Source organism: Amycolatopsis iheyensis, assembly GCF_024703995.1.
Lineage (GTDB): Bacteria > Actinomycetota > Actinomycetes > Mycobacteriales > Pseudonocardiaceae > Amycolatopsis > Amycolatopsis iheyensis.
Map to the genome: position 1 here is coordinate 21,098 of NZ_JAMXQV010000028.1, position 20,164 is coordinate 41,261.

General features: G+C 73.7%; 19 protein-coding genes. 9 read left to right on the forward strand and 10 right to left on the reverse strand.

Annotation, left to right across the window (positions count from 1 at the left end):
- Positions 1–4: 4 nt before the first annotated feature.
- From M8542_RS38930 to M8542_RS38945, 4 genes are read left to right on the forward strand one after another with little or no spacing between them, the layout of a single operon-like run.
- The gene (locus M8542_RS38930; protein ID WP_257925376.1) at positions 5–1,078 is read left to right on the forward strand and encodes a ferredoxin-like domain-containing protein; all 1,074 of its coding nucleotides are present in this window, start codon (positions 5–7) and stop codon (positions 1,076–1,078) included.
- The gene (locus M8542_RS38935) at positions 1,075–1,698 is read left to right on the forward strand and encodes a precorrin-8X methylmutase (protein WP_257925377.1); all 624 of its coding nucleotides are present in this window, start codon (positions 1,075–1,077) and stop codon (positions 1,696–1,698) included. The genes M8542_RS38930 and M8542_RS38935 overlap by 4 nt, the downstream gene beginning before the upstream one ends.
- Entirely contained in the window at positions 1,695–3,182 is a 1,488-nt protein-coding gene (locus M8542_RS38940) for a precorrin-2 C(20)-methyltransferase (RefSeq protein WP_257925378.1), read from the forward strand. Before M8542_RS38935 ends, M8542_RS38940 begins: the two co-directional genes overlap by 4 nt.
- Positions 3,161–3,886, forward strand: a complete 726-nt coding sequence (locus tag M8542_RS38945) for a hypothetical protein (protein ID WP_257925379.1) — start codon at positions 3,161–3,163, stop codon at positions 3,884–3,886. Before M8542_RS38940 ends, M8542_RS38945 begins: the two co-directional genes overlap by 22 nt.
- Here the strand turns inward: M8542_RS38945 and M8542_RS38950 are convergent.
- From M8542_RS38950 to cbiE, 6 genes are all read right to left on the reverse strand, one after another.
- Positions 3,883–6,978: an arabinosyltransferase domain-containing protein gene (locus M8542_RS38950; RefSeq protein WP_257925380.1), complete on the reverse strand. Its 3,096-nt coding sequence runs from the start codon at positions 6,976–6,978 to the stop codon at positions 3,883–3,885. The genes M8542_RS38945 and M8542_RS38950 overlap by 4 nt on opposite strands.
- An 18-nt stretch (positions 6,979–6,996) precedes the next feature.
- Complete coding sequence (bluB, locus tag M8542_RS38955; protein WP_257925381.1) at positions 6,997–7,656, reverse strand: 5,6-dimethylbenzimidazole synthase; 660 nt, start codon at positions 7,654–7,656, stop codon at positions 6,997–6,999.
- Positions 7,653–8,372, reverse strand: coding sequence for a cobalt-precorrin-6A reductase (locus tag M8542_RS38960; protein WP_257925493.1), 720 nt, complete (start codon positions 8,370–8,372; stop codon positions 7,653–7,655). The genes bluB and M8542_RS38960 overlap by 4 nt, the downstream gene beginning before the upstream one ends.
- 110 nt (positions 8,373–8,482) lie before the next feature.
- Positions 8,483–9,499 (reverse strand): Gfo/Idh/MocA family protein, encoded by a 1,017-nt coding sequence (locus M8542_RS38965; protein WP_257925382.1) that lies wholly within the window; start codon positions 9,497–9,499, stop codon positions 8,483–8,485.
- On the reverse strand, positions 9,496–10,257 hold the full coding sequence (cobM, locus tag M8542_RS38970; protein WP_257925383.1) for a precorrin-4 C(11)-methyltransferase: 762 nt from the start codon (positions 10,255–10,257) through the stop codon (positions 9,496–9,498). The genes M8542_RS38965 and cobM overlap by 4 nt, the downstream gene beginning before the upstream one ends.
- Complete coding sequence (gene cbiE / locus M8542_RS38975) at positions 10,254–11,405, reverse strand: precorrin-6y C5,15-methyltransferase (decarboxylating) subunit CbiE (protein ID WP_257925384.1); 1,152 nt, start codon at positions 11,403–11,405, stop codon at positions 10,254–10,256. The genes cobM and cbiE overlap by 4 nt, the downstream gene beginning before the upstream one ends.
- Before the next feature lie 67 nt (positions 11,406–11,472).
- On the opposite strand from cbiE, the gene M8542_RS38980 reads away from it, so the two are divergent.
- The 5 genes from M8542_RS38980 to M8542_RS39000 all read left to right on the forward strand — a co-directional run bounded on the left by M8542_RS38980 (position 11,473) and on the right by M8542_RS39000 (position 16,799).
- A complete protein-coding gene (locus M8542_RS38980; protein WP_257925385.1) occupies positions 11,473–13,425 on the forward strand; it encodes a putative cobaltochelatase in 1,953 nt (650 codons plus the stop codon).
- Complete coding sequence (cobO, locus tag M8542_RS38985; protein WP_257925386.1) at positions 13,425–14,039, forward strand: cob(I)yrinic acid a,c-diamide adenosyltransferase; 615 nt, start codon at positions 13,425–13,427, stop codon at positions 14,037–14,039. The genes M8542_RS38980 and cobO overlap by 1 nt, the downstream gene beginning before the upstream one ends.
- On the forward strand, positions 14,033–15,364 hold the full coding sequence (locus M8542_RS38990; RefSeq protein WP_257925387.1) for a cobyrinic acid a,c-diamide synthase CobB: 1,332 nt from the start codon (positions 14,033–14,035) through the stop codon (positions 15,362–15,364). Before cobO ends, M8542_RS38990 begins: the two co-directional genes overlap by 7 nt.
- The gene (cobC, locus tag M8542_RS38995) at positions 15,357–16,373 is read left to right on the forward strand and encodes an Rv2231c family histidinol phosphate aminotransferase CobC (RefSeq protein WP_257925388.1); all 1,017 of its coding nucleotides are present in this window, start codon (positions 15,357–15,359) and stop codon (positions 16,371–16,373) included. The genes M8542_RS38990 and cobC overlap by 8 nt, the downstream gene beginning before the upstream one ends.
- 84 nt (positions 16,374–16,457) lie before the next feature.
- Positions 16,458–16,799: a VOC family protein gene (locus M8542_RS39000; protein WP_257925389.1), complete on the forward strand. Its 342-nt coding sequence runs from the start codon at positions 16,458–16,460 to the stop codon at positions 16,797–16,799.
- Here M8542_RS39000 and M8542_RS50480 read toward each other — a convergent pair.
- The 4 genes from M8542_RS50480 to M8542_RS39020 all read right to left on the reverse strand — a co-directional run bounded on the left by M8542_RS50480 (position 16,783) and on the right by M8542_RS39020 (position 20,130).
- Entirely contained in the window at positions 16,783–17,481 is a 699-nt protein-coding gene (locus tag M8542_RS50480; protein WP_257925390.1) for a helix-turn-helix transcriptional regulator, read from the reverse strand. The genes M8542_RS39000 and M8542_RS50480 overlap by 17 nt on opposite strands.
- 31 nt (positions 17,482–17,512) lie before the next feature.
- Positions 17,513–18,220, reverse strand: coding sequence for an adenosylcobinamide-GDP ribazoletransferase (locus M8542_RS39010; RefSeq protein WP_257925494.1), 708 nt, complete (start codon positions 18,218–18,220; stop codon positions 17,513–17,515).
- Between the two features lie 250 nt (positions 18,221–18,470).
- A complete protein-coding gene (cobT, locus tag M8542_RS39015) occupies positions 18,471–19,484 on the reverse strand; it encodes a nicotinate-nucleotide--dimethylbenzimidazole phosphoribosyltransferase (RefSeq protein WP_257925391.1) in 1,014 nt (337 codons plus the stop codon).
- A 13-nt stretch (positions 19,485–19,497) separates the two neighbouring features.
- On the reverse strand, positions 19,498–20,130 hold the full coding sequence (locus M8542_RS39020) for a bifunctional adenosylcobinamide kinase/adenosylcobinamide-phosphate guanylyltransferase (protein WP_257925392.1): 633 nt from the start codon (positions 20,128–20,130) through the stop codon (positions 19,498–19,500).
- Between the last annotated feature and the right edge of the window lie 34 nt (positions 20,131–20,164).

A 20,164-nucleotide genomic window follows, 5' to 3' on the forward strand; every position in this document is an offset into this window, starting at 1 on the left:
CCCCATGCCGACCCCAGCGCGTGTGCGAGCCGACGCGTGCCCGGGGGTATTCGCACCCCACGACGCCGCCGACGGCCCGTTGGCCCGGGTGCGGCTGCCCGGCGGCGCGGTTTCCGCGGCGCAGCTGCGCGCGCTCGCCGAGTGCGCCGAGGCGTGCGGCGACGGCGACCTCCACCTCACTTCACGCGGCAACGTCCAGTTGCGTGGTGTCACCCGGCCCGGGCTCGCGGCCCGGCTCACCGACGCGGGCCTGCTGCCGTCGCCGTCGCACGAACGGGTCCGCAACGTCCTCGCGTCGCCGTTGAGCGGCCTGCGCGGCGGGCTCGCCGACGTCCGGGGCCTGGCCGCCGCGCTCGACGTCCGCCTGTGTGCCACGCCGGAGCTGGCTTCGCTGCCGGGCCGCTTCCTCTTCGCCTTCGACGACGGCCGCGGCGACGTCGCCGGGGAAGGCGCCGACGTCTGCTGGCGCGCGCTCGACGCCGACGAAGGGACGTTGCTGCTCGCCGGCGGCGACACCGGACGGCTGGTGGCCCGCGCCGACGCCGTCGCGACGCTGGCCGAGGTCGCGCTCGAGTTCCTGCGCGTGCGCGGATCGGCCTGGCGGGTCGCGGAACTCGACGACCCGGCCTGGCGTGGGGCACCGGTGCGGTGGCTCCCGGCGGAAATCCCGGCGGGGCTCATCGAGCGCGACAGCGGTCTCGCGGCGGCCGTCAAGCCGCGCTTCGGGCAGCTTTCGGCGGTTGAGGCCCGGGCACTGGCCGAGTACGGGCCCGCGCTGGTCACGCCCTGGAAATCCGTCGTGCTCCCGGACGTGCCCGCCGACGTCTTCGCACGGTTGGGGTTCGGTGGGGCCGAACTGGGGACCAGCGCCTGCATCGGCCGGCCCGGCTGTGCGAAGTCGCGCGCCGACGTGCGTGCCGACGCCGTGTTCCGGCCCGGGCTGCGCGCGCACTTTTCGGGCTGTGAACGGCGGTGCGGGAAGCCGTCACAGTCCCATGTGGACGTTGTCGCCGAAGCGGGGGGCTACCGCATCGACGGCCGGTGGGTGCCGCTCGACGAGATGGAAGGGAACCTGTGATCGACTACCTGCGGGACGGTGCCGAGATCTACCGGCACTCGTTCGCCACGATCCGCGAAGAGGCGGACCTGGCGATCCTCCCCGACGACGTGGCGGGCCTGGCGGTCCGGATGATCCACGCCTGCGGCATGGTCGATCTGGTCGACGACCTGCGCTACACGCTCGACGTCGTCGAATCCGGCCGGGCCGCGCTGGAGAACGGCGCGCCGATCCTGTGCGACGCGCGGATGATCGCCAGCGGCGTCACCCGGCGCCGCCTGCCCGCGGACAACGAAGTGCTCTGCACGCTGGCGGACCCCTCGGTGCCTTCGCTGGCCGAACGCATGGGGACCACGCGCTCGGCCGCGGCCCTGGAGCTGTGGCGCGACAAGCTGCCCGGCTCGGTCGTGGCGATCGGCAACGCGCCGACCGCGCTGTTCCGCCTGCTGGAGCTGCTCGACGAAGGCGTCGGCGCGCCCGCGGCGATCATCGGCGTCCCGGTCGGGTTCGTCGGCGCGATCGAGTCCAAAGTGGAGCTCGCGAAGCGGGCGCCCGCGCCGTACCTGGTCGTGCACGGACGGCGCGGCGGCAGCGCCATGGCCGTCGCGGCGATCAACGCCCTCGCGAGCGCCGAAGAATGACCGGCACGCTGTACGGCGTCGGGCTCGGCCCCGGCGACCCGGAACTGATGACGGTCAAGGCCGCGCGGCTGATCTCCGAAGCGTCGGTGATCGCTTACCACTGCGCGCGGCACGGGCGCAGCATCGCGCGCTCGGTCGCCGAGCCCTACCTGCGCGAGGGACAGATCGAGGAGAAGCTCGTCTACCCGGTCACGACCGAGACGACCGACCACCCCGGCGGCTACGAGGGCGCGATCGCCGATTTCTACGAGCTGAGCGCGAAACGGCTCGCCGAGCACCTCGACGCGGGCCGCGACGTCGTCCTGCTCTGCGAGGGCGACCCGTTCTTCTACGGCTCCTACATGTACATGCACGAACGGCTTTCCGGGCGGTTCCCGGCCGTGGTCGTGCCGGGCGTGACGTCGGTGAGCGCGGCGTCGTCGGTGCTCGGCCGGCCGCTGGTGCAGCGCGACGAGGTGCTGACGGTACTCCCGGGCACGCTGCCCGCGCCGGAGCTGGCCCGGCGCCTGGCCGACACCGACTCCGCGGCGGTCCTGAAGCTCGGCCGGACGTTCGGTTCGGTGCGGGAAGCGTTCGCCGAAGCCGGGAAGCTCGAAGACGCCTTGTACGTCGAGCGGGCGACCTGGGGTGAGCAGCGGGTCTCACCACTGGCGGACGTGGACCCTTCGACGGTGCCGTACTTCTCGCTCGCTCTGCTGCCTTCGCCGGCTTACGCGTCCCGGATTTCGCCCGCCCCGCCTTCGGTTCCGGTCACCGTCACCGGTGAGGTCGTGGTGGTCGGGCTCGGTCCGGCGGGTCCGGAGTGGCTGACCCCGGAGGCTTCGGCGGAGCTTTCCGAGGCCGAGCACATCGTGGGATACGGTCCGTACGTCGCGCGGGTGCCGCAGAAGGCGGGCCAGCAGCGGCACGCGTCGGGCAACCGGGTGGAGGCCGAGCGGGCGGTCGAAGCCTTGTCCCTGGCCGCTTCCGGCGCGCGGGTCGCGGTGGTTTCCTCGGGGGATCCGGGGGTGTTCGCGATGGCGTCGGCGGTGCTGGAGCAGGTCGCGGCCGGGCACGGCGCCGGGGTCCGGGTGCGGATCGTGCCGGGCGTGACGGCGGCGCAGGCGGCGGCTTCCCGGGTCGGGGCCCCGCTCGGGCACGACTACTGCGTGCTCTCGCTGTCGGACCGGCTGAAGCCGTGGGAGATCATCGAGAAGCGCCTGAACGCGGCGGCCGAGGCGGATCTGGTGCTGGCGCTGTACAACCCGGCTTCGCGGACTCGCACGACCCAGCTCGCTTCGGCGCGCGACGTGCTGCTGCGGCACCGGACGCCGGAGACGCCGGTGGTGGTGGCCCGCGACGTGGGCGGCCCGGAGGAGGACATCCGCGTCACGACGCTGGGCGACCTCGATCCGTCCACAGTGGACATGCGGTGCCTGCTGATCGTGGGCTCGTCGCGGACCCGGGTGGCGAACGGGGTGGTGTGGACCCCGCGCAGCTACTGACGGCCGAGACGGCCTTGCACCGCCGGGCGGCGCTGGCCGGCACGGCGGCGTCGGCCGCGGGGGTGCCCGGCCGCTTCCGGGCGTGGGAGCACGCGGGACTGCTGGCGGTGCTGGCCACCGATCCCGCGCTCGCATACCTGTCGACGGTCACCGGGGTGACGCCGGAGACGCTGCCCGAAGTAGCCGGTCTGCTGCGTTCGCCCGGCTGGGCCGGCGTCGGCCCGACGGTGGTGGCTCCGGCCGGGCTGCCGGTGCCGGGCCTGGCGCCGGCGGGCGAGCGGTTCCTGGCCGTCCGGCGGCTCGAACCCGCGCCGGCGCCGCCGCCGGACGAGGCCGACGCGGAGGTCTTCCTGCGCGTACTGCTGGCCGGGTTCGAGGTCGGCGGGCCGGTGGCCGCGTACATGACCGCGGAACACCGGCTCCCGATCGTGCGCCGGTTCCTGCTGTCGGAAGGCGGGACGCCGATCGCGGCCGCGGGCCTCACGATCGACCGCGGCGTCGCGATCCTCGGCGCGGCGTCGACGCTCGCCGGGTTCCGTGGCCGGGGAGCGCAGCCGACGCTGCTGCGCCGTCGTCTCGAAGCGGCTGCGGCGGAGGGCGCGACGCTGGCGGTGGCGACGGCCCGCCCCGGCTCACCGAGCGTGGCGAACCTGGAGCGGGCCGGCTTCCACCTCCACCGCCGGATGGCGTGGACGAAGCCTTAGCGCGTCGGGTCCTTGCCGTTCGGCTGGCTCGGACCCGGGCCCGGTGACCACCACCCCGGCACGGTCTTCTCCCCGTGCACGACGGTCGGCGCGATGCCCTCGGTGAACGGCTCGATCTGCAGCAGCTGTCCCCACGACTGGCTCGGCTGGCCGATCAGGTAGCTCGGCACCTCCGGCTCCTCGGCCAGCTCTTCCAGCCACCCGATCGGCCCGCCGTTGGTCGACGACGCCCATTCCGCCTCGTCCGCCAGGCCACCCGCGGTGATGCGGTAGGCCGGGACCTGCGAGATCCCGTCGTGCGACGTCACCGGCTGGACGCACGGGTACACGAACGACGCCGGCCAGTCCACGTACACCGGCTTCGAGCCGATGCGGTCCGTCAACGTCGTGAACGTCGGGACGCGCGGGGCCGACGCCGCGATCCAGCCGTCCTCCGTCAGGTCGTTGTCCACGATGTTGATGCGGACCGCGTTCGTCTCCGGGGGGAGGTCGCGCAGGTTGATGCGGGTGTCGTTCCAGCCGCCCGTGCCCGAGCCCGGCGGGAGCATGAACTGGCTGCGCACCACCTTCACGCCCTCGGGGGTGTTCATGCCGTAGTCGAGGCTGACCGACGTCGGGCGGCGGGCGGCACCCGCGGTCGCCACCACGATCTGGCCGTCCGCCGGCTTCTCCGTCAGCGCGTACCAGTCACTGCGCAGGCGGCCCGCGCGGGTCTCGGAGTCCAGGTAGCTCGACCACATCGGGACGCTCTCCGGCGTGAACCCGTGCGGCGGCTCGGCCAGGGGATCCTTGTCGTCGACCGGACGGGTGTGGAAGCCCGTCTGGACGCGGCCGTTGTCCTGGTCCGGGTTGGGCAGCGGGGAGTTCTCCGGCTCCTTGGGCTTCTCCGCGACCGTCCGCTGCTCGGTCTGCGGGTGCAGGATGCTCGTCGCCGCGTCGCGCTCGACCATCACGTGGTCGGACAGGTTGCAGCTCTTGCCGAACAGGTGCCCGACGTTCGCCGCGCCCAGGCTGTAGCTGCCGGACTGGTTGTGGATCGCCCACGCCATCGTGACGAACTCGCCCGCCGCCACCAGGCCGCAGACCACCACCAGCGACAGCGAACCCAGCCGCAGCGCGCGCAGCCGGCCCTCCTGCACCGGCGGGGGCGCGCCCGGCCGGTGCGCGCGGACGTTCTCGACGAACGCGTAGACCCCGGCGATCGCCGCCGCCACCAGCAGGATCGTGGACAGGCCGATGCCACCGATCGACGGCGCCACGTTCGTCCACTGGACGCCGAGGCGGGAGACGAACCAGTAGGTGTTCGGCCCGGTCGCGGCCAGCGCGGCGACGACCAGCAGCCCGGCGAGGAAGGCCGCGCGGTTGCGTTTGGACCGCAGCACCGTCGAGCCGGTCGCGAGCGCGGTCAGCGCCGCCATCGACGCGCCGACCGCGGCGAACGCGCCGAAGTGGTGCGTCCACTTCGTCGGCGTCAGGGCCAGCAGCAGGAAGAACAACGCCGTCGTGCCGATCAGGCGGCGCGCGGGGCCAAGCGCCGCCCCCTGGATGCGGCCGCGGCGCAGCAGCATCACCAGGCAGGTGGCCGTGCAGAGGCCGACCAGCAGCACCGGGAACCGGCGCGGCGCCGAGCCGTCCGGCAGGTTTTCGAACAGCAGCTGGTAACGCGCGAGCTCCTGGAACCACGACAGGTTCGGGCCGACCTGGGTGCGGATCCGGGTGGCTTCCTGCACGGTCGCGAACGTCTGGTCGGCGAACACCGCCACCAGCACCAGCAGCCCGGCCGCGGCGACCGGCGCGAGCACCGGCAGCCAGCCGCTTTCGCCGGCACGCTGGCGGATCAGCTTGAACAGCGGCCGCGCGGCGACGAGGAACGGCGCCACCGCGATCAGCCCGGTCGGCGTCGCGGCCAGAGTGAACCCGGCCGCGGTCAGGCCCAGGCACAGCGGCAGCAGCCGCCGCGTCACCAGCGTGCGCTCGACCGCGCAGATCGCCAGCAGCGACCCGAGCGCGGCGACCGGCTCCGGCCGGACGCCGTTGTTGTAGGGCATCCACCAGATCAGGAACACCGTCGCGGCGGCCCAGCTGGCCGGGCGGCTGGTGCGGATCTGGGTGCCCAGCCGGGGCATCACCTCGCGGCTGATCAGCAGCCAGCTGAGCACGCCGAGCAGGAACGACGGCAGCCGGATCCACGGCGGCACCGTGCTGACGTGCGTCATCAGCTCGAAGACGTGGTAGAACCAGCCAAACGGCGCCTCCGCGACGCCGAACCAGCGGTGGTAGTTCGTCAGGAACCCGGTCTGCTCGGTGACCCGGGCCATCGTGAGGATGTAGCCGTCGTCCGAGGTCACCGGGCCGATGAAGACCCACGCGCCGAGCGCGAGGATCACCGTGACGTCCCGCAGCGTCAGCCGCCACCAGCCGACCGGCGCCCAGCGCGGGGCCCGTCTCGCGAAGCCGGAGTCCCGCCGCCAGACCGCGATCATGCAGCCGATCAGCGACAGGATGGCGACCACGCCGACGACGATCTTCAGCGCGGTCGGCGACGTCTGGTAGCGCGTGTCCGGCACGACCGAGACGTGCAGGCCGGCGATCGGGTCCTTGCTCGAGTTGATCGAGGAGTAGATGCCGACCACGCGGGGGCGCACGTCGCCGCCGGTGTGGAAGATCGGCGTCCCGGCCACGGCGAGGGTCATCTGCGTCGCGTCGACGTCCAGCTCGACGTCGCACTTTTCGGCGGGTAGCGGCTGCTGCGCGATCTGCTGGCCCTGGCTGGAGGCGAAGAGCACGCCGTTGTCGACGCGCAACTGGAGACCGACACCCTTGCCGGCGTTCGGGTCGGTGCGGCCGTCCGGCACGGTGGCGAAGAGCAGGCCGGGACCGTTCGTGCGGGCGTCGACCGAGCGGATGGCCGCGCACGGCAGCTCGGCGCGCAGGTCCTGGGCCCAGTACCCGGTCAAGGGCGCGTTGACGGAGCGGGTGTCGCTGCCCGTCGGCCAGACGACCTCCGCCGTGTCCTGCACCACCGGCAGGAAGGGGAAAGCCAGCGCGCACAAGGCCGAGAGCAGCCCCAGTGCTACGGCAATCAGACGCATCGGCGCAACGCTAACGGGTCAGCGGTCGGCCGGTGACGCAGGCCCCGGGTCACGCGGGGTGAACCTCCCGTGGTGTAAAGCCGCGGTCAGGGGACGGCGGCTACGCCAGCCGTGCCGCTCCAGGTCGGGTACGGTTTCCAGCCGGCTCACCGGCCCGGCGCACAGCCACGCGACCGGCCGGATCCCGGCCGGGATGTCCAGCAGCTCGGCCAGGAACGGCTCGCGGTAGAAGCTGACCCAGCCGACGCCGAGGCCCTCCGCGGTCGCGGCGAGCCACAGGTTCTGGATCGCCAGGCAGACCGAGTACAGCCCGGCGTCGGCGATGGCGTGCCGGCCCAGCACGTCGGGGGCGCCGCGCGCGGGGTCGTAGGTGACGACGATGCCGAGGCTCGCCTCGAGGATCCCCTCGATCTTGATGTTCGCGAAGGTGCTCGCGCGGTCCTCGGTGAGCTCCCGCGCGAAGACCTCGCGCTCCTCGTGGACGTGCTTCGCGAACTTCTCGCGCGTCGCGTGGTCGTCGACCAGCACGAAGTCCCACGGTTGCGTGAGCCCGACGCTGGGCGCGGCGTGCGCGGCTTCGAGGATCCGCGTCAGCGTCGCCTCGGGGATCGGCTCGCCGGTGAACTCGCCGCGGACGTCGCGGCGCTTGCGGAGGACTTCGTAGAACTCTTCGATCATCGGTTCAGGACCCATTCGACGGCTTCGGTCACGGTCTCGGCGGTCTCCGTGTCCGGCCGCGGCGGCCGCCGGACCAGGAGGACGGGTTTGCCCAGCTCGCGTGCCGCGGTCAGTTTCGCGCTGGTCAGCGTGCCGCCGGAGTCCTTGGTGACCAGGATGTCGACGCGTTCGAGCAGTTCGCGTTCGGCGGCGGTCTCGTACGGCCCGCGGGCGAGGATCAGCTCGTGGTGGCGGGGCAGCGGGGGCTCGGGCGGGTCGACGCAGCGGATGAGGAACCAGAGGTCGTCGAGGTGCGCGAAGGCGGGCAGGCCCTGGCGGCCGCTGGTGAGGAAGACGCGCTCGCCAAGGCCGGGCAGCTGCCGGGCGGCGTCGGCGAGGTCGTCGGCCCAGTGCCAGACGTCTCCCTTGACCGGCTCCCAGCCGGGTCGCGCCAGCCGCAGCAGCGGGATGCCGGTGTGTTCGGCGGCTTTCGCCGCGTTCGCGCCGATGCGTTCGGCGAAGGGGTGCGTCGCGTCGACGACGGCGCGTACGTCGTTCTCGCGCAACCACGCCGCGAGGCCGTCTACGCCGCCGAAGCCGCCTACGCGCACTTCGCCGACGGGGAGCCGGGGGCGTGCGACGCGTCCAGCCAGCGAAGACACAACGCGGACTTCGCGCGCTACGAGCGCTTCGGCGAGCTTCCGCGCTTCGCCGGTCCCGCCGAGAACGAGGATCACCCCGCCCGCCGCTCGCCCCAAGCGCCCCAATGTGGCCTTCGGTGCGTCAGACGCACCGAAGGCCACATTGGGTGCGTCAGACGCAACCAAGGCCACATTGGGGCGCTTGGTCATGACGGGTGTCCGTAGCCGACCGCTTCGCGCCAGCGGTCCAGCGTGCGCATGTTGGCCAGCGTCTCGGCCCAGGTCAGCTCCGGCGCCTGCCGGTCCCCGACGTGCGTGGCGACGTGGTCCGCTTCGCGTGCGAAGACACCCTGGGTCGCTTCGACCTCGATGACCTCCGGCTCGCCCTCGGCCGGGGTCAGGATGATCTCGGAGACGCCCGGCGCGCGCAGCGGGTGGATCCACGCCGGCCGCGGGACGTACAGCTGCCCGCGGGAGCCGAACACGCGGATGCCGTCCTCGCGGGTCAGCCGGATGCCGCAGGAGATCGTCGCCAGGATGTCGCCCGGCAGGCGCAGCAGGCAGGTCGCGTACTCGTCGACGCCGGACGCGCTCAGGCGCGCCATCCCGCTCACTTCGGCCGGCTCGACGACGTCCTGGCCGGTCGCGGCCTGCGCGACCAGGCGCGCGAGCGACGTGCAGTAGCAGCCGACGTCGAGGATCCCGCCGCCGCCGAGCGCGGGGTCGCTCAGCCGCGCGGTCTCCTCCGGGTTGCTGTCGAAGGAGAACGTCGTGTCCACCGCGCGGACCTCGCCGATCGCCCCGCTCGCGATCAGCTCCACCAGCCGGCGCGTCTGCGGGTGCAGCCGGTACATGAACGCCTCCATCAGGAAGACGTCGTTCCGGCGCGCGGCCTCGATCACTTCCCCGGCGTCGGCCGCGGTGAGCGTCAGCGGCTTCTCGCACAGCACGTGCTTGCCCGCTTCGGCGGCGGCGATCGCCCATTCCTTGTGCAGCGCGTGCGGCGTCGCGACGTACACGGCGTCGACGTCCGGGTCGGCGAGGAGGTCTTCGTAGCTGCCGTAGGCCTTCGGGATGTCGAAGCGCGCCGCGAAGTCGCGGGCCCGGTCGGCCTTCCGGGCGCCGACGGCGGCCAGCGTCCCGTGCCTGCTCTCCTCGACGCCGGCGGCGAAGTGGGCGGCGATCGTTCCGGCGGCCAGCAGGCCCCAGCGCAGTTCGGTCACAACGACTCCGGTTGGTTCGCCCGGTCACGGGCACTCGAGTAGAGGAAGCTGTCCGGGAAGCCGGCGGCGGCGAGCACCCGGCCGACGAAGATGGTGGCCGCCCGGGTCATCCCGGCTTCGCGGACCAGGGCGGGAAGTTCACCCAGCACGCCGCGCACGATGGTCTCCCCAGGCTGCGAAGCGAGCGCCACGACGGCGACCGGGCAGTCGGCGCCGTAGTGCGGCGTGAGTTCCTCGGTCACCCGCTCGACGTGGTTGATCGCCAGGTGCAGGGCGAGGGTCGCCCGCGTGGCGGCGAACGCGGCGAGGGTCTCGCCGGGCGGCATCTTCGTGGAGCGCGCCTGGACGCGGGTGATCACCAGGCTCTGCCCGATTTCGGGCACGGTGAGTTCGCGCTGCAGAACGGCGGCCGACGCGGCGAAGGCGGGCACACCGGGAACGACCTCGTAAGCCACGCCGGCCGCGTCGAGCCGCCGGGCCTGCTCGGCGACGGCGCTGTAGAGCGAGGGATCGCCGGAGCACAACCGCACGACCTCGTGCCCGGCTTGGTGGGCCGCGACCAGCTTCGCGACGATCTGTTCGAGGCTGAGGTTCGCGGTGTCGACCAGTTCCGTGCCGGGCGCGCAATGGGCGAGGAGATCCGGCGGGGTCATGCTGCCGGGGTAAAGGCAGACGCCGCAGCGGGCGAGCAGGTCGCGGCCGCGCACGGTGATGAGGTCCGCTGCGCCCGGGCCGGCGCCGACGAAGTGGACGGTCATCGGCTGCTCCACTGCGTCACGGTCCGCGCCGGCGTCCAGCCGGTGAACCCGCCGAGCGGCGCCGCGCGTTCGACGCCGATGCGCACCAGCTCGCCGCCGTGCTCGGCGTACGTGTCGGCCAAGATCGCTTCGGCCTCCAGCGTCACGCCGTGCGCGACGATCCGGGCGCCCGTCGCCAGGCACAGCTCCAGCAGGCCGGGGGTGCTCAGCCCACCGCCGACGAAGATCGCGTCGGGCCGGGGGAGCGTGCCCAGGACGTCGGGGGCCGTGCCCGTCACCACCTCCAGCTCGGGGACGCCCAGGTCGAGCGCGTTGCGGCCGATCCGCTCGGCGCGTTCGGGGTCCTGCTCGATGGCGATGGCCCGGTTGAGCTCGTGCAGCCGCGACCACTCGATCCCGACACTGCCCGCGCCCGCGCCGATGTCCCACAGCAGCTCGCCGGGGCTCGGCGCGAGCCGCGCCAGCGCCGAAACGCGCAGGTCGCGCTTGGTGAGCTGGCCGTCGTGGGAGTAGACGTCGTCCGGGACGCCGATCAGTGGCAACGCCGGCCCGGCGCACTCGAGCGCGAACACCGTCAGCGAGCCGGGTTCGCCCGACCAGCCGTCGGAGATGCGCTCCTCGGGCCCACCCAGGTTCTCCAGCGCGAACAGCTCGCTCTCGCCGTAGCCGCGCACGGTCAGCAGTGACCGCAACGACGCCGCGTCGGCGCCCAGGACCAGCACCCGCCGCCCCGGCGCCAGCACCCGGGCGACCCGGGCCGACGACCGGCCGACGAGCGTGACCACTTCGGTCTCCTCGGCGGACCAGCCCAGCCGCGCCCGGGCCAGTGTCACCGACGAGAGCGCGGGCAGCGCCTCGACCTCGTATCCGTGTGCCACGAGCGTAGTGCCGACCCCCGACAAAAACGGGTCACCGCTGGCCAGGACGCAGACGCGCTGCCCTTCGTGCTCGGCCAGCAGCGCGTCGAGCCCGGGCAGCAACGGCGACGGCCACGGCACCGCCACGACCTCGTCCGGCAGGTAGGCCAGCTGCCGTGGCGCCCCGATCACGACGTCGGCGCCGAGCACCAGAGCTTGGGCTTGTTCGGACAGTCCGGACCACCCGTCAGCCCCGATCCCCACCACCGTCAACCGTGATTTTTCGCGCACGATTTCCCACCCTAAGCGAGGCGGGCGCTGTGCGATGATCGGCCGGTCGCCGAGCTCAGGAGTGCTGTTGAAGCCGTACCCGTTCACCGCCGTCGTCGGGATGCCGGATCTGCGCCTGGCGCTGGTCCTCTCCTCGATCTCGCCCGCCGTCGGCGGGGTGCTGGTGCGCGGCGAGAAGGGCACCGCGAAGTCGACCATGGTCCGCGCGCTCGCGGGCCTGCTGCCGGGCGTCGACGTCGTCGACGGCTGCCGGTTCTCCTGCGATCCCGCGGCGCCCGACCCGGTCTGCCCGGACGGCCCGCACGACTCCGCGCCGAGCCACCGGCGTCCCGCCCGCCTGGTGGAACTGCCGGTCGGCGCGGCCGAGGACCGGGTGGTCGGCTCGCTGAACCTGGAACGCGCGCTGGGTGAGGGCGTCACGGACTACCAGCCGGGCCTGCTGGCCGCCGCGCACCGCGGGCTGCTCTACGTCGACGAGGTCAACCTGCTGCACGACCACCTCGTCGACACCCTGCTCGACGCCGCCGCGATGGGCCGCGCGACCGTCGAGCGCGAGGGCGTCTCGGTGTCGCACGCGGCGCGGTTCGTGCTGATCGGCACCATGAACCCCGAAGAGGGCGAGCTGCGGCCGCAGCTGCTGGACCGGTTCGGGCTGACCGTCGAGGTCGCCTCCAGCCGCGACCCGGAGCTGCGCGTCGAGGTCGTCCGGCGCCGGCTGGCCTACGAGGCCGACCCGGACGGTTTCGCCGCCCAGTACGCCGGCGAAGACGCTCAGCTGGCCTCGGACATCGAAGCCGCGCAACGGCTTCTGCCCGCGGTCAAGCTTCCCGACGACGCCTTGCGCCAGATCGCCGAGATCTGCGCGTCCTTCGAGGTCGACGGCATGCGCGCGGACATCGTCACCGCGCGCACCGCGGTCGCGCACGCCGCTTGGGCCGGCCGCGACGAGGTGACCACCGACGACGTCCGCGTCGCCGCGCGGCTCGCGCTGCCGCACCGGCGCCGGCGGAACCCGTTCGACGCGCCGGGCATTTCGGAAGAGCAGCTGGAGCAGGCGCTTCAGGACGCCCAGCAGCCGGAGCCGGGCCCCGAAGACGACGGTCCCGGCTCGGGCTCGACGCCGGACGAAGCGCCCCAGGAAGTCCCGCAGGGGGACGCGCCGCAGGGTGAGCCGCAGCCGAAGCAAAGCGGCGGGCAGCAGAAGACCGTCGGCTCCGGCGAGACGTTCAAGGCCCGCGTGTTCCGCGTCAAGGGCATGGGTGAAGGCGAGCGTGGCCGTCGTTCCCGCGCGATCACCGACAGCGGGCGGACCATCGGCGTCCAGCCCCCGAGCGTCCGCGACGGGCGCCCGCACCTGGTCGCGACGGTGAAAGCCGCGGCCCCGCACCAGAAAGCCCGCGGCCGGGACGGCGCCGGGCTGAAGCTGCGTGCCGACGACCTGCGGTTCGCGCTGCGCGAAGGCCGCGAAGGCAACCTCGTGCTGTTCTGCGTCGACGCGTCCGGCTCGATGGGGGCGAAGGCGCGGATGCGCGAGGTCAAGTCCGCGGTGCTGTCCCTGCTGCTCGACGCCTACCAGCGGCGGGACAAGGTCGGGCTGGTGACCTTCCGGGGCAACGCCGCGGAACTCGCGCTGCCGCCGACGATCAGCGTCGACGCGGCCGCCTCCCGCCTCGAAGGCCTGCCGACCGGCGGCCGGACACCCCTGGCGGAGGGCCTGCTGGAGGCCGCGCGCGTGCTGCGCGTCGAAGAGATCCGTGACCCGCGACGGCGTCCGCTGCTGGTCGTCGTCACCGACGGGCGCGCCACCAGCGGCCCGGACGCCGTCGCGCGCGCCCAGGCCGCGGCCGGGCTGCTGGCCGGCGTCACCGCCGTCGTCATGGACTGCGAGAGCGGCAAGATGCGCCTCGGCCTGGCCGCCGACCTCGCCGCCCACCTGGGTGCGGAGCACGTCCCGCTGGGTGAGGTGGCCGCCGAGTCGCTGGCCGGCGCGGTGCGCGCCCGGACCGGGAAGGCCGCCTGATGCCCCAGGGAAAGCCTTCGGTCGTGCCGGCGGACGGCCTGACCACGCGCCAGCGCCGCAACCGGCCGCTGCTCGCCGTGCACACCGGCGAGATGAAGGGCAAGTCGACGGCCGCCTTCGGGATGGCGTTGCGGGCCTGGAACCAGGGCTGGTCGATCGGCGTGTTCCAGTTCGTCAAGTCGGCGAAGTGGCGCGTCGGCGAGGAAGCCGCGTTCAAGGCGCTGGGCAAGCTGCACGACGACACCGGCGAGGGCGGGCCCGTCGAGTGGCACAAGATGGGTGAGGGCTGGAGCTGGGCGCGCAAGGCCGGCACCGACGAGGACCACGCCGCGAACGCGCGGGAGGGCTGGGCGGAGATCAAGCGCCGGCTCGCCGCCGAAACGCACGGCTTCTACGTCCTCGACGAGTTCTCCTACCTGCTCAAGTGGGGCTGGCTCGAAGTCGACGACGTCGTGTCCACTTTGGTCTCGCGGCCCGGCCACCAGCACGTCGTCATCACCGGCCGCTACGCGCCGCCGGAGCTGATCGAGGCCGCGGACCTGGTCGCCGAGATGACCAAGGTCAAGCACCCGATGGACGCCGGCCAGAAGGGCCAGCGGGGGATCGAGTGGTAGCGCGGCTGGTCGTCGCCGCGCCCGGCTCCGGGCACGGCAAGACCACCGTCGCCGCCGGGCTGATGGCGGCGCTGCGCGCGGCCGGGCACCGCGTGTCCGGGCACAAGGTCGGCCCCGACTTCATCGACCCGAGCTACCACGCACTGGCCACCGGCCGGCCCGCCCGCAACCTGGACCCGTTCCTGCAGGGCGAAGACCAGCTGATCCCCTTGCTGCGCCACGGTTCCGCCGGGGCGGACATCGCCGTCATCGAAGGCGTGATGGGCCTGTTCGACGGCGCGCTCGGGACCGAGGGCTACGCCTCGACCGCGCACGTCGCCCGGTTGCTGGACGCGCCGGTCGTGCTGGTGGTCGACGCGTCGGCGGCGTCCCGCAGCGTCGCGGCGACCGTCCTCGGGTTCGCCTCCTACGACACGCGGGTGCGGCTGGCCGGGGTCATCCTCAACAAGCTGGGCTCGCAGCGGCACCTCGACGAGATCGCGTCCGCGCTGGAGGCCACCGGCGTCCCGCTGCTGGGTGCGTTGTACCGCAACGAAGAGATCCACGCGCCGAGCCGGCACCTGGGGCTCGTCCCGGCCGCGGAACGGGCGTCGGAGGCGCAGCGCGTGCTGCCCGCGCTCGCTTCGTGGGTGCGCGACGGCGTCGACCTTTCGGCGATCGTTTCCCTCGCCACCGGGGCTTCGCGGCTGTCCGCACCGGCCTGGTCACCGTCCGGTGTGGACGGTCGCCGGGTCACCGTCGCCGCCGCGGGCGGTCCCGCGTTCACCTTCCGCTACACCGAGAACATCGAGCTGCTGGCCGCCTGCGGGGTCGACGTGGTCGACGTCGACCCGTTGCGGGACCAGGCGTTGCCCGACGGGTGCGCCGGGCTGTACTTCGGCGGCGGGTTCCCCGAGGTGCACGCGGCGGAGCTGTCGGCGAACACGGCGTTGCGGGCCGAGGTGGCTTCGGCGATTGCCCGGGGCATGCCGGTCAGCGCGGAGTGCGCGGGGCTGCTGTACCTGTGCCAGTCCCTGGACGGTGAGCCGATGGTCGGCGCGGTGCCCGCGGACGCCAAGATGACCGCCCGCGGCAAGCTCGGCTACCGGCGCGCGGTCGCCGTCGAGGACAACGTGCTGGCCACGGCCGGGCAGCGCGTCACCGGGCACGAGTTCCACCGCACCGAGGTCACGCCGTCGCACGGCACGTCGGCGGCCTGGGGCTGGGACCGGCAGCTGGACGGCTTCGCGTCGGCGACGCTGCACGCGTCCTACCTGCACGTCCACTGGGCCGGGTACCCCGAGCTGGCTCAGCGGTTCGCGGCGCGGGTGCGCGCGCATGGGTGACTACGACCTGCACCACCACGGCGACCGCGAGGTCGGGCCGGGGCTGGTCGACCTGGCCGTGAACGTCCGGCTGCCGCGGCCGCCGTCGTGGCTGCGGGACGAGCTGGCGTCCGCTTTGGACACTCTGGCTGCCTATCCGTCCACTGTGGACGCTGCGGCCGCCGTTGCCGCGCGGCACGGGCGCCCGTCATCGGAGGTCCTGGTCACCGCGGGTGCGGCGGAGGCGTTCACACTGCTGGCGTCGGCGCTGCGGCCCCGGCACGCGGTGGTCGTGCACCCGCAGTTCACCGAACCGGAAGCCGCGCTGCGGGCCGCCGGGCACGCCGTCTCGCGGGTGCTGCTGTCCGAAGAGGACGGTTTCGTGCTGGACCCGGCGCTCGTCCCGGCCGACGCCGACCTGGTGTTCGTCGGCAACCCGACCAATCCGACATCGGTGCTGCACCCGGCTTCGACGTTGCTTGCGCTGGCCCGGCCCGGGCGGCTGCTCGTGGTCGATGAGGCGTTCCTGGACGCGGTGCCCGGCGAGGTGGAGAGCCTGGCCTTCGGGGTGCCGGGCGTCGTCGTGCTGCGGAGCCTGACGAAGACGTGGGGCCTGGCCGGGCTGCGCGCGGGCTACGTGCTCGCGTCGGCCGACGTCATCGAACGGCTTCGCGCGGTCCAGGTGCCGTGGTCGGTGTCCACTTTGGCCGGGGTGGCGACGGTGGCGTGCTGCCGCCCGGCCGCCCTGGAGGAAGCGGAGAAGCTGGCGATCGCGGCCGAGTCGGACCGCGAGTACCTGGTGTCCGGCCTGCGCGACGCCGGCGTGCCGGTCCTGGGTGACCCGCGCGGCCCGTTCGTGCTGGTCCGCGTCGACGGCGGCGCGGCGCTGCGGGCTCGGCTGCGTGAAGCGGGTTACGCGGTGCGTCGCGGGGACACGTTCCCCGGTCTCGGGCCGGACCACCTGCGCTTGGCGGTCCGGGACCGCGCGACCACGGACGCGTTCCTGGCCGCGCTCGGGAAACTTTTGTAAACACCGACAGAGGGCTGTCGCTGCCACCGCCGAAAGTGGTCTTCGCCGCCGGGACCCACCCGGCGTGGCAGCGAAAGGAACGACATGCCTGGATTCAACGACGTCGCCTGGTTCGAGATCGGCGCCGAGGACCCGGCGGCGGCCGAACGGTTCTACGGCGACGTCTTCGGCTGGAAGGTCGCCCAGGACGATTCGCCGTACCGGATCATCGACACCGGCGGCTCGCGCGGCGGGCTGTTCACGACGACGGAGAACTACGCGATCTTCACCGTGCTGGTCGAAGACGTCGACGCCACGTGCCGGACCGTCGAAGCGGCGGGCGGCCGGATCCTGCGCGGCCCGGTCGTGAACCCCGGCGGCGTGAAGTTCGCGCACCTGCTCGACCCGGCGGGCAACCACTTCAACGTGTTCACCCCGTCAAGCTGAGCTGTTCCACGACGCCGTACGGGATGTCGAGGTCCTCGCGCCGCAGCGAGCGGGGCGGGGGCACCTCGGCCGTCACGGACACCGACGTGATCCGGTCGGTGCGGAAGACGCGGATCTCCTCGCGCAGCCGGCACCAGGCCACGAGGTACCAGTGCTCCGGCTTGCCGACGTAGCCCAGCGGCTCGATTTCGCGCTGGGTCACGGCGCCTTCGCGGTCGCCGTACCCGATGCGCAGGACGCGCCGGGCCACGAGCGCGTCGGCGAGTTCGCGGGGCATCGACGGCGGCGCGTCCTCGCCGAACAGGTGGACGCGGGCGGCGAGGTCACGGGCCGCGGCGGCGTCGTCCTGCTGCATGGCGGCGACGAGCTTGCGCAGGGCGGTGTGCGCGGTGGCCCGGAAGGGCGTGCCCTCGAGCTGCCGCAGCGCGAGCGCCATCGCGACGGCTTCACCGGGAGTGAGGTTGACCGGCGGCAGGGTGCGGGCTTTGTCGAGGCAGTAGCCGCCGGTGCGCCCGGCCTCGGCGTAGATCGGCGTGCCCGACTGCTGCAGGGCGCTGATGTCCCGCTCGACGGTGCGGACGCTGACCTCGAAACGGCCCGCGAGCCAGCGGGCACTGCGCGGCCGCGGCGCGACGGCGCGGAGTTCTTCGACGAGCGCGTAGAGACGGTCGGTCCGGTTCACGGGCTCACTGTAGGAGCGGGGTACGACACTTTCAGACGAGCGCGAGCAGCGCGGCGGCGACACCGACTTCGACCCCGGCGCCGAGGACGTCCCCGGTGACGCCGCCGAGGCGTTTGGTGCACCTTCGCAGCAGGACTCCGGCGGCTGCGTAGGCGAGGGCGACGGCCAGCGGCCCGCGCCACCACGGCAGGTCCGGGACGAGCGCGGCGAGCGCGGCGGCGCCAACGCCCACGGCGAGGGCGGCGGCGCGGGGCACCGAGCCGGCGACGGTCGCGCCGAGGCCGTCCGGCCGGGCGGAGGGGACGCCGCGGGCACAGGCCATGGAGAGGGTGCATCGCCCGGCGAGGACGGCGACCCCGGCGGCGACGGGGTCCCGGATCGCGCCGACCTGGACGAGCAGGACGAGGACGAGCGTGGCGACCCCGGTGGGCCCGGAGTCTCCGCGGCGCATGACGTCGAGGGCTTTGGCGCGGTCGTAGGAGGCACCGAGGCCGTCGGCGGTGTCGGCGAGCCCGTCGAGGTGCAGTCCGCGGCTCCCGAGCGCGACGGCCCCGACGGCGAGCGCGGCGGCGGCGAGGGTCGGGAGGTGGAGGGCATGCCCGGCGGCGACTATCGCACCCGCCGCGGCGGCGAGGGGGAGGGCGGCGAGCGGGGCGAGCAGCATGGCGCCCCCGGCCACGCGCCGGTCGATGACGCGTGGTGCGGGGACGGGGATGGTGGTCAGGGTGCCGACGGCCATCCGCGCGGAGTCGACCCAGCGGCTCACGAGCGCCCCAATGTGGCCTTCGGTGCGTCTGACGCACCGAAGGCCGCCTTGGGTGCGTCAGACGCAACCAAGGCCACATTGGGGCGCTCGGGGCGCTCGCTCACGTCAGTGCCGGGCCGCCGTGTAGTGAATGGCTCATTCATGTCGTCGCCGCGAGCCCCGCCGGCGGTGGCGCCTGCCGGACCGAAGCCAGGCAGGATCGGGTGGCACCGCGACTCGGCACTCACGTCAGGTCCGCCAGCAGGCCCATCCCCGCCAGGATCGCCTGCGCCGCCCGCAGCGTCGGGACCGCCTGGACCGCTCCGCTCCCTTCCCCGAGCCGCAGCCCGAGGTCCAGGATCGGCTCCAGCCCCAGCGCCTTGAGCGCGAACGCCTGCGAAGGCTCCGTCGAGCGGTGGCCGGCCAGCCACCACTGCTCCGCCCCCGGGGCGATGTCGCGCGCGACCAGCGCCGCCGCTCCCGAAAACACGCCGTCCAGCAGCACCGGGATGCCCAGCACCGATGCCTGGACCAGGAAGCCCGTCGCCGCCGCCACGCACGCGCTGCCCAGGGCCGTCAGGCGCTCGAACGGGTCCTCCGTGCGGCCCGCCGTCCGGGTCAGCGCCGCCTCGATCGCCGCCGTCTTGCGGGTCAGGCCCGCCTCGTCGACGCCCGTTCCCGTGCCGACCGCCTCCGCCGCCGGCAGGCCCAGCGACGCCGCCACCAGTGCCGCGCACATCGCCGTGTTGCCGATGCCCATGTCGCCCGGGATCAGCACGTCGGCGGCACGCTCCTCCAGCGCGATCGCGCGGCCCGCCTCGAACGCCGCCCGTGCCTCGCCGGGCGCCAGTGCGTCCTCGACGTCGATCGAGCCCGAGCCGCGGCGGATCTTGTGCGCCGTGACCGCGGGCGGGATGTCCGCGCCGTCCCAGTCGACGCCCAGGTCCGCCACGCGCACCTTGGCGCCCACCTGCGCGGCCAGCACGTTCACGCCGCTCTTGCCGGCCAGGAACACGCGCACCATCGCCGCGGTCACCTCGCGCGGGTACGCCGAGAGCGCCGACACGCCGTGGTCGCCCGCGAAGACGACCACCCGCACGTCCTCCAGGGGGCGTGGCGGGACGCTCCCGTGCGCCGCGGACAGCCAAGCGGCGATCTCTTCGAGCCTGCCCAGCGCGCCGAGCGGCTTGACCAGGCCGTCGAGCCGCTCCAGCGCGGTGGCGCGGGCGGTGGGGTCGGGCACGGGTACGTCGAACACGGGCGCCTCCGGGCTACAGGTCGAGCGTCCGGCCCGCGACGACCAGCACGACCCGGTCGGCGTCGGCGGACACCCGGTTGTTGAGTGCGCCCAGCACATCACGGAACAGCCGTCCGGACGACGTTGCGGGCACCACACCGCTGCCGACTTCGTTGCTGACCGCGACCACCGGCACCCGCGCGGCGGCCCAGGCGGCGAGGAACTCCTCGAGCCGGTCGTCGAGCCGGTGCTCCCAGCCGCGCTTGCCCTGCCACGCGCCGACCTCGTCGAGCACCCGCGACAGCCAGGTGCCGAGGCAGTCGATCAGCAGCGGCTCGGTCGCCTTGCGCAGGGTGCCGGCCAGGTCCGTGGTCTCGACGGTCTTCCAGTGCGCCGGCCGCCGCGCCTGGTGGGCGGCGACGCGCGCGGCCCACTCGGGGTCGTCGTCGCCGGGGGGCAGGCCGGGTGCGACGTAGACGAGGTGCGGGTGACGGGCGACGAGCCGCTCGGCGTGCCGTGACTTCCCCGAGCGGACGCCACCGAGGACCAGCACCTTGCCGTCGTTGCGGCGCATGGCGCGCGCGAGGGTCTCGAGGAAGCCGGCGAGCCGGTGGGTCAGCCCCGCCGACGTTTTCTTCCCAGCGGAGGCGGCATTGGGCACAGTCATACCCGGCATTGTGGTGCACGCGCTACCGTGCGCC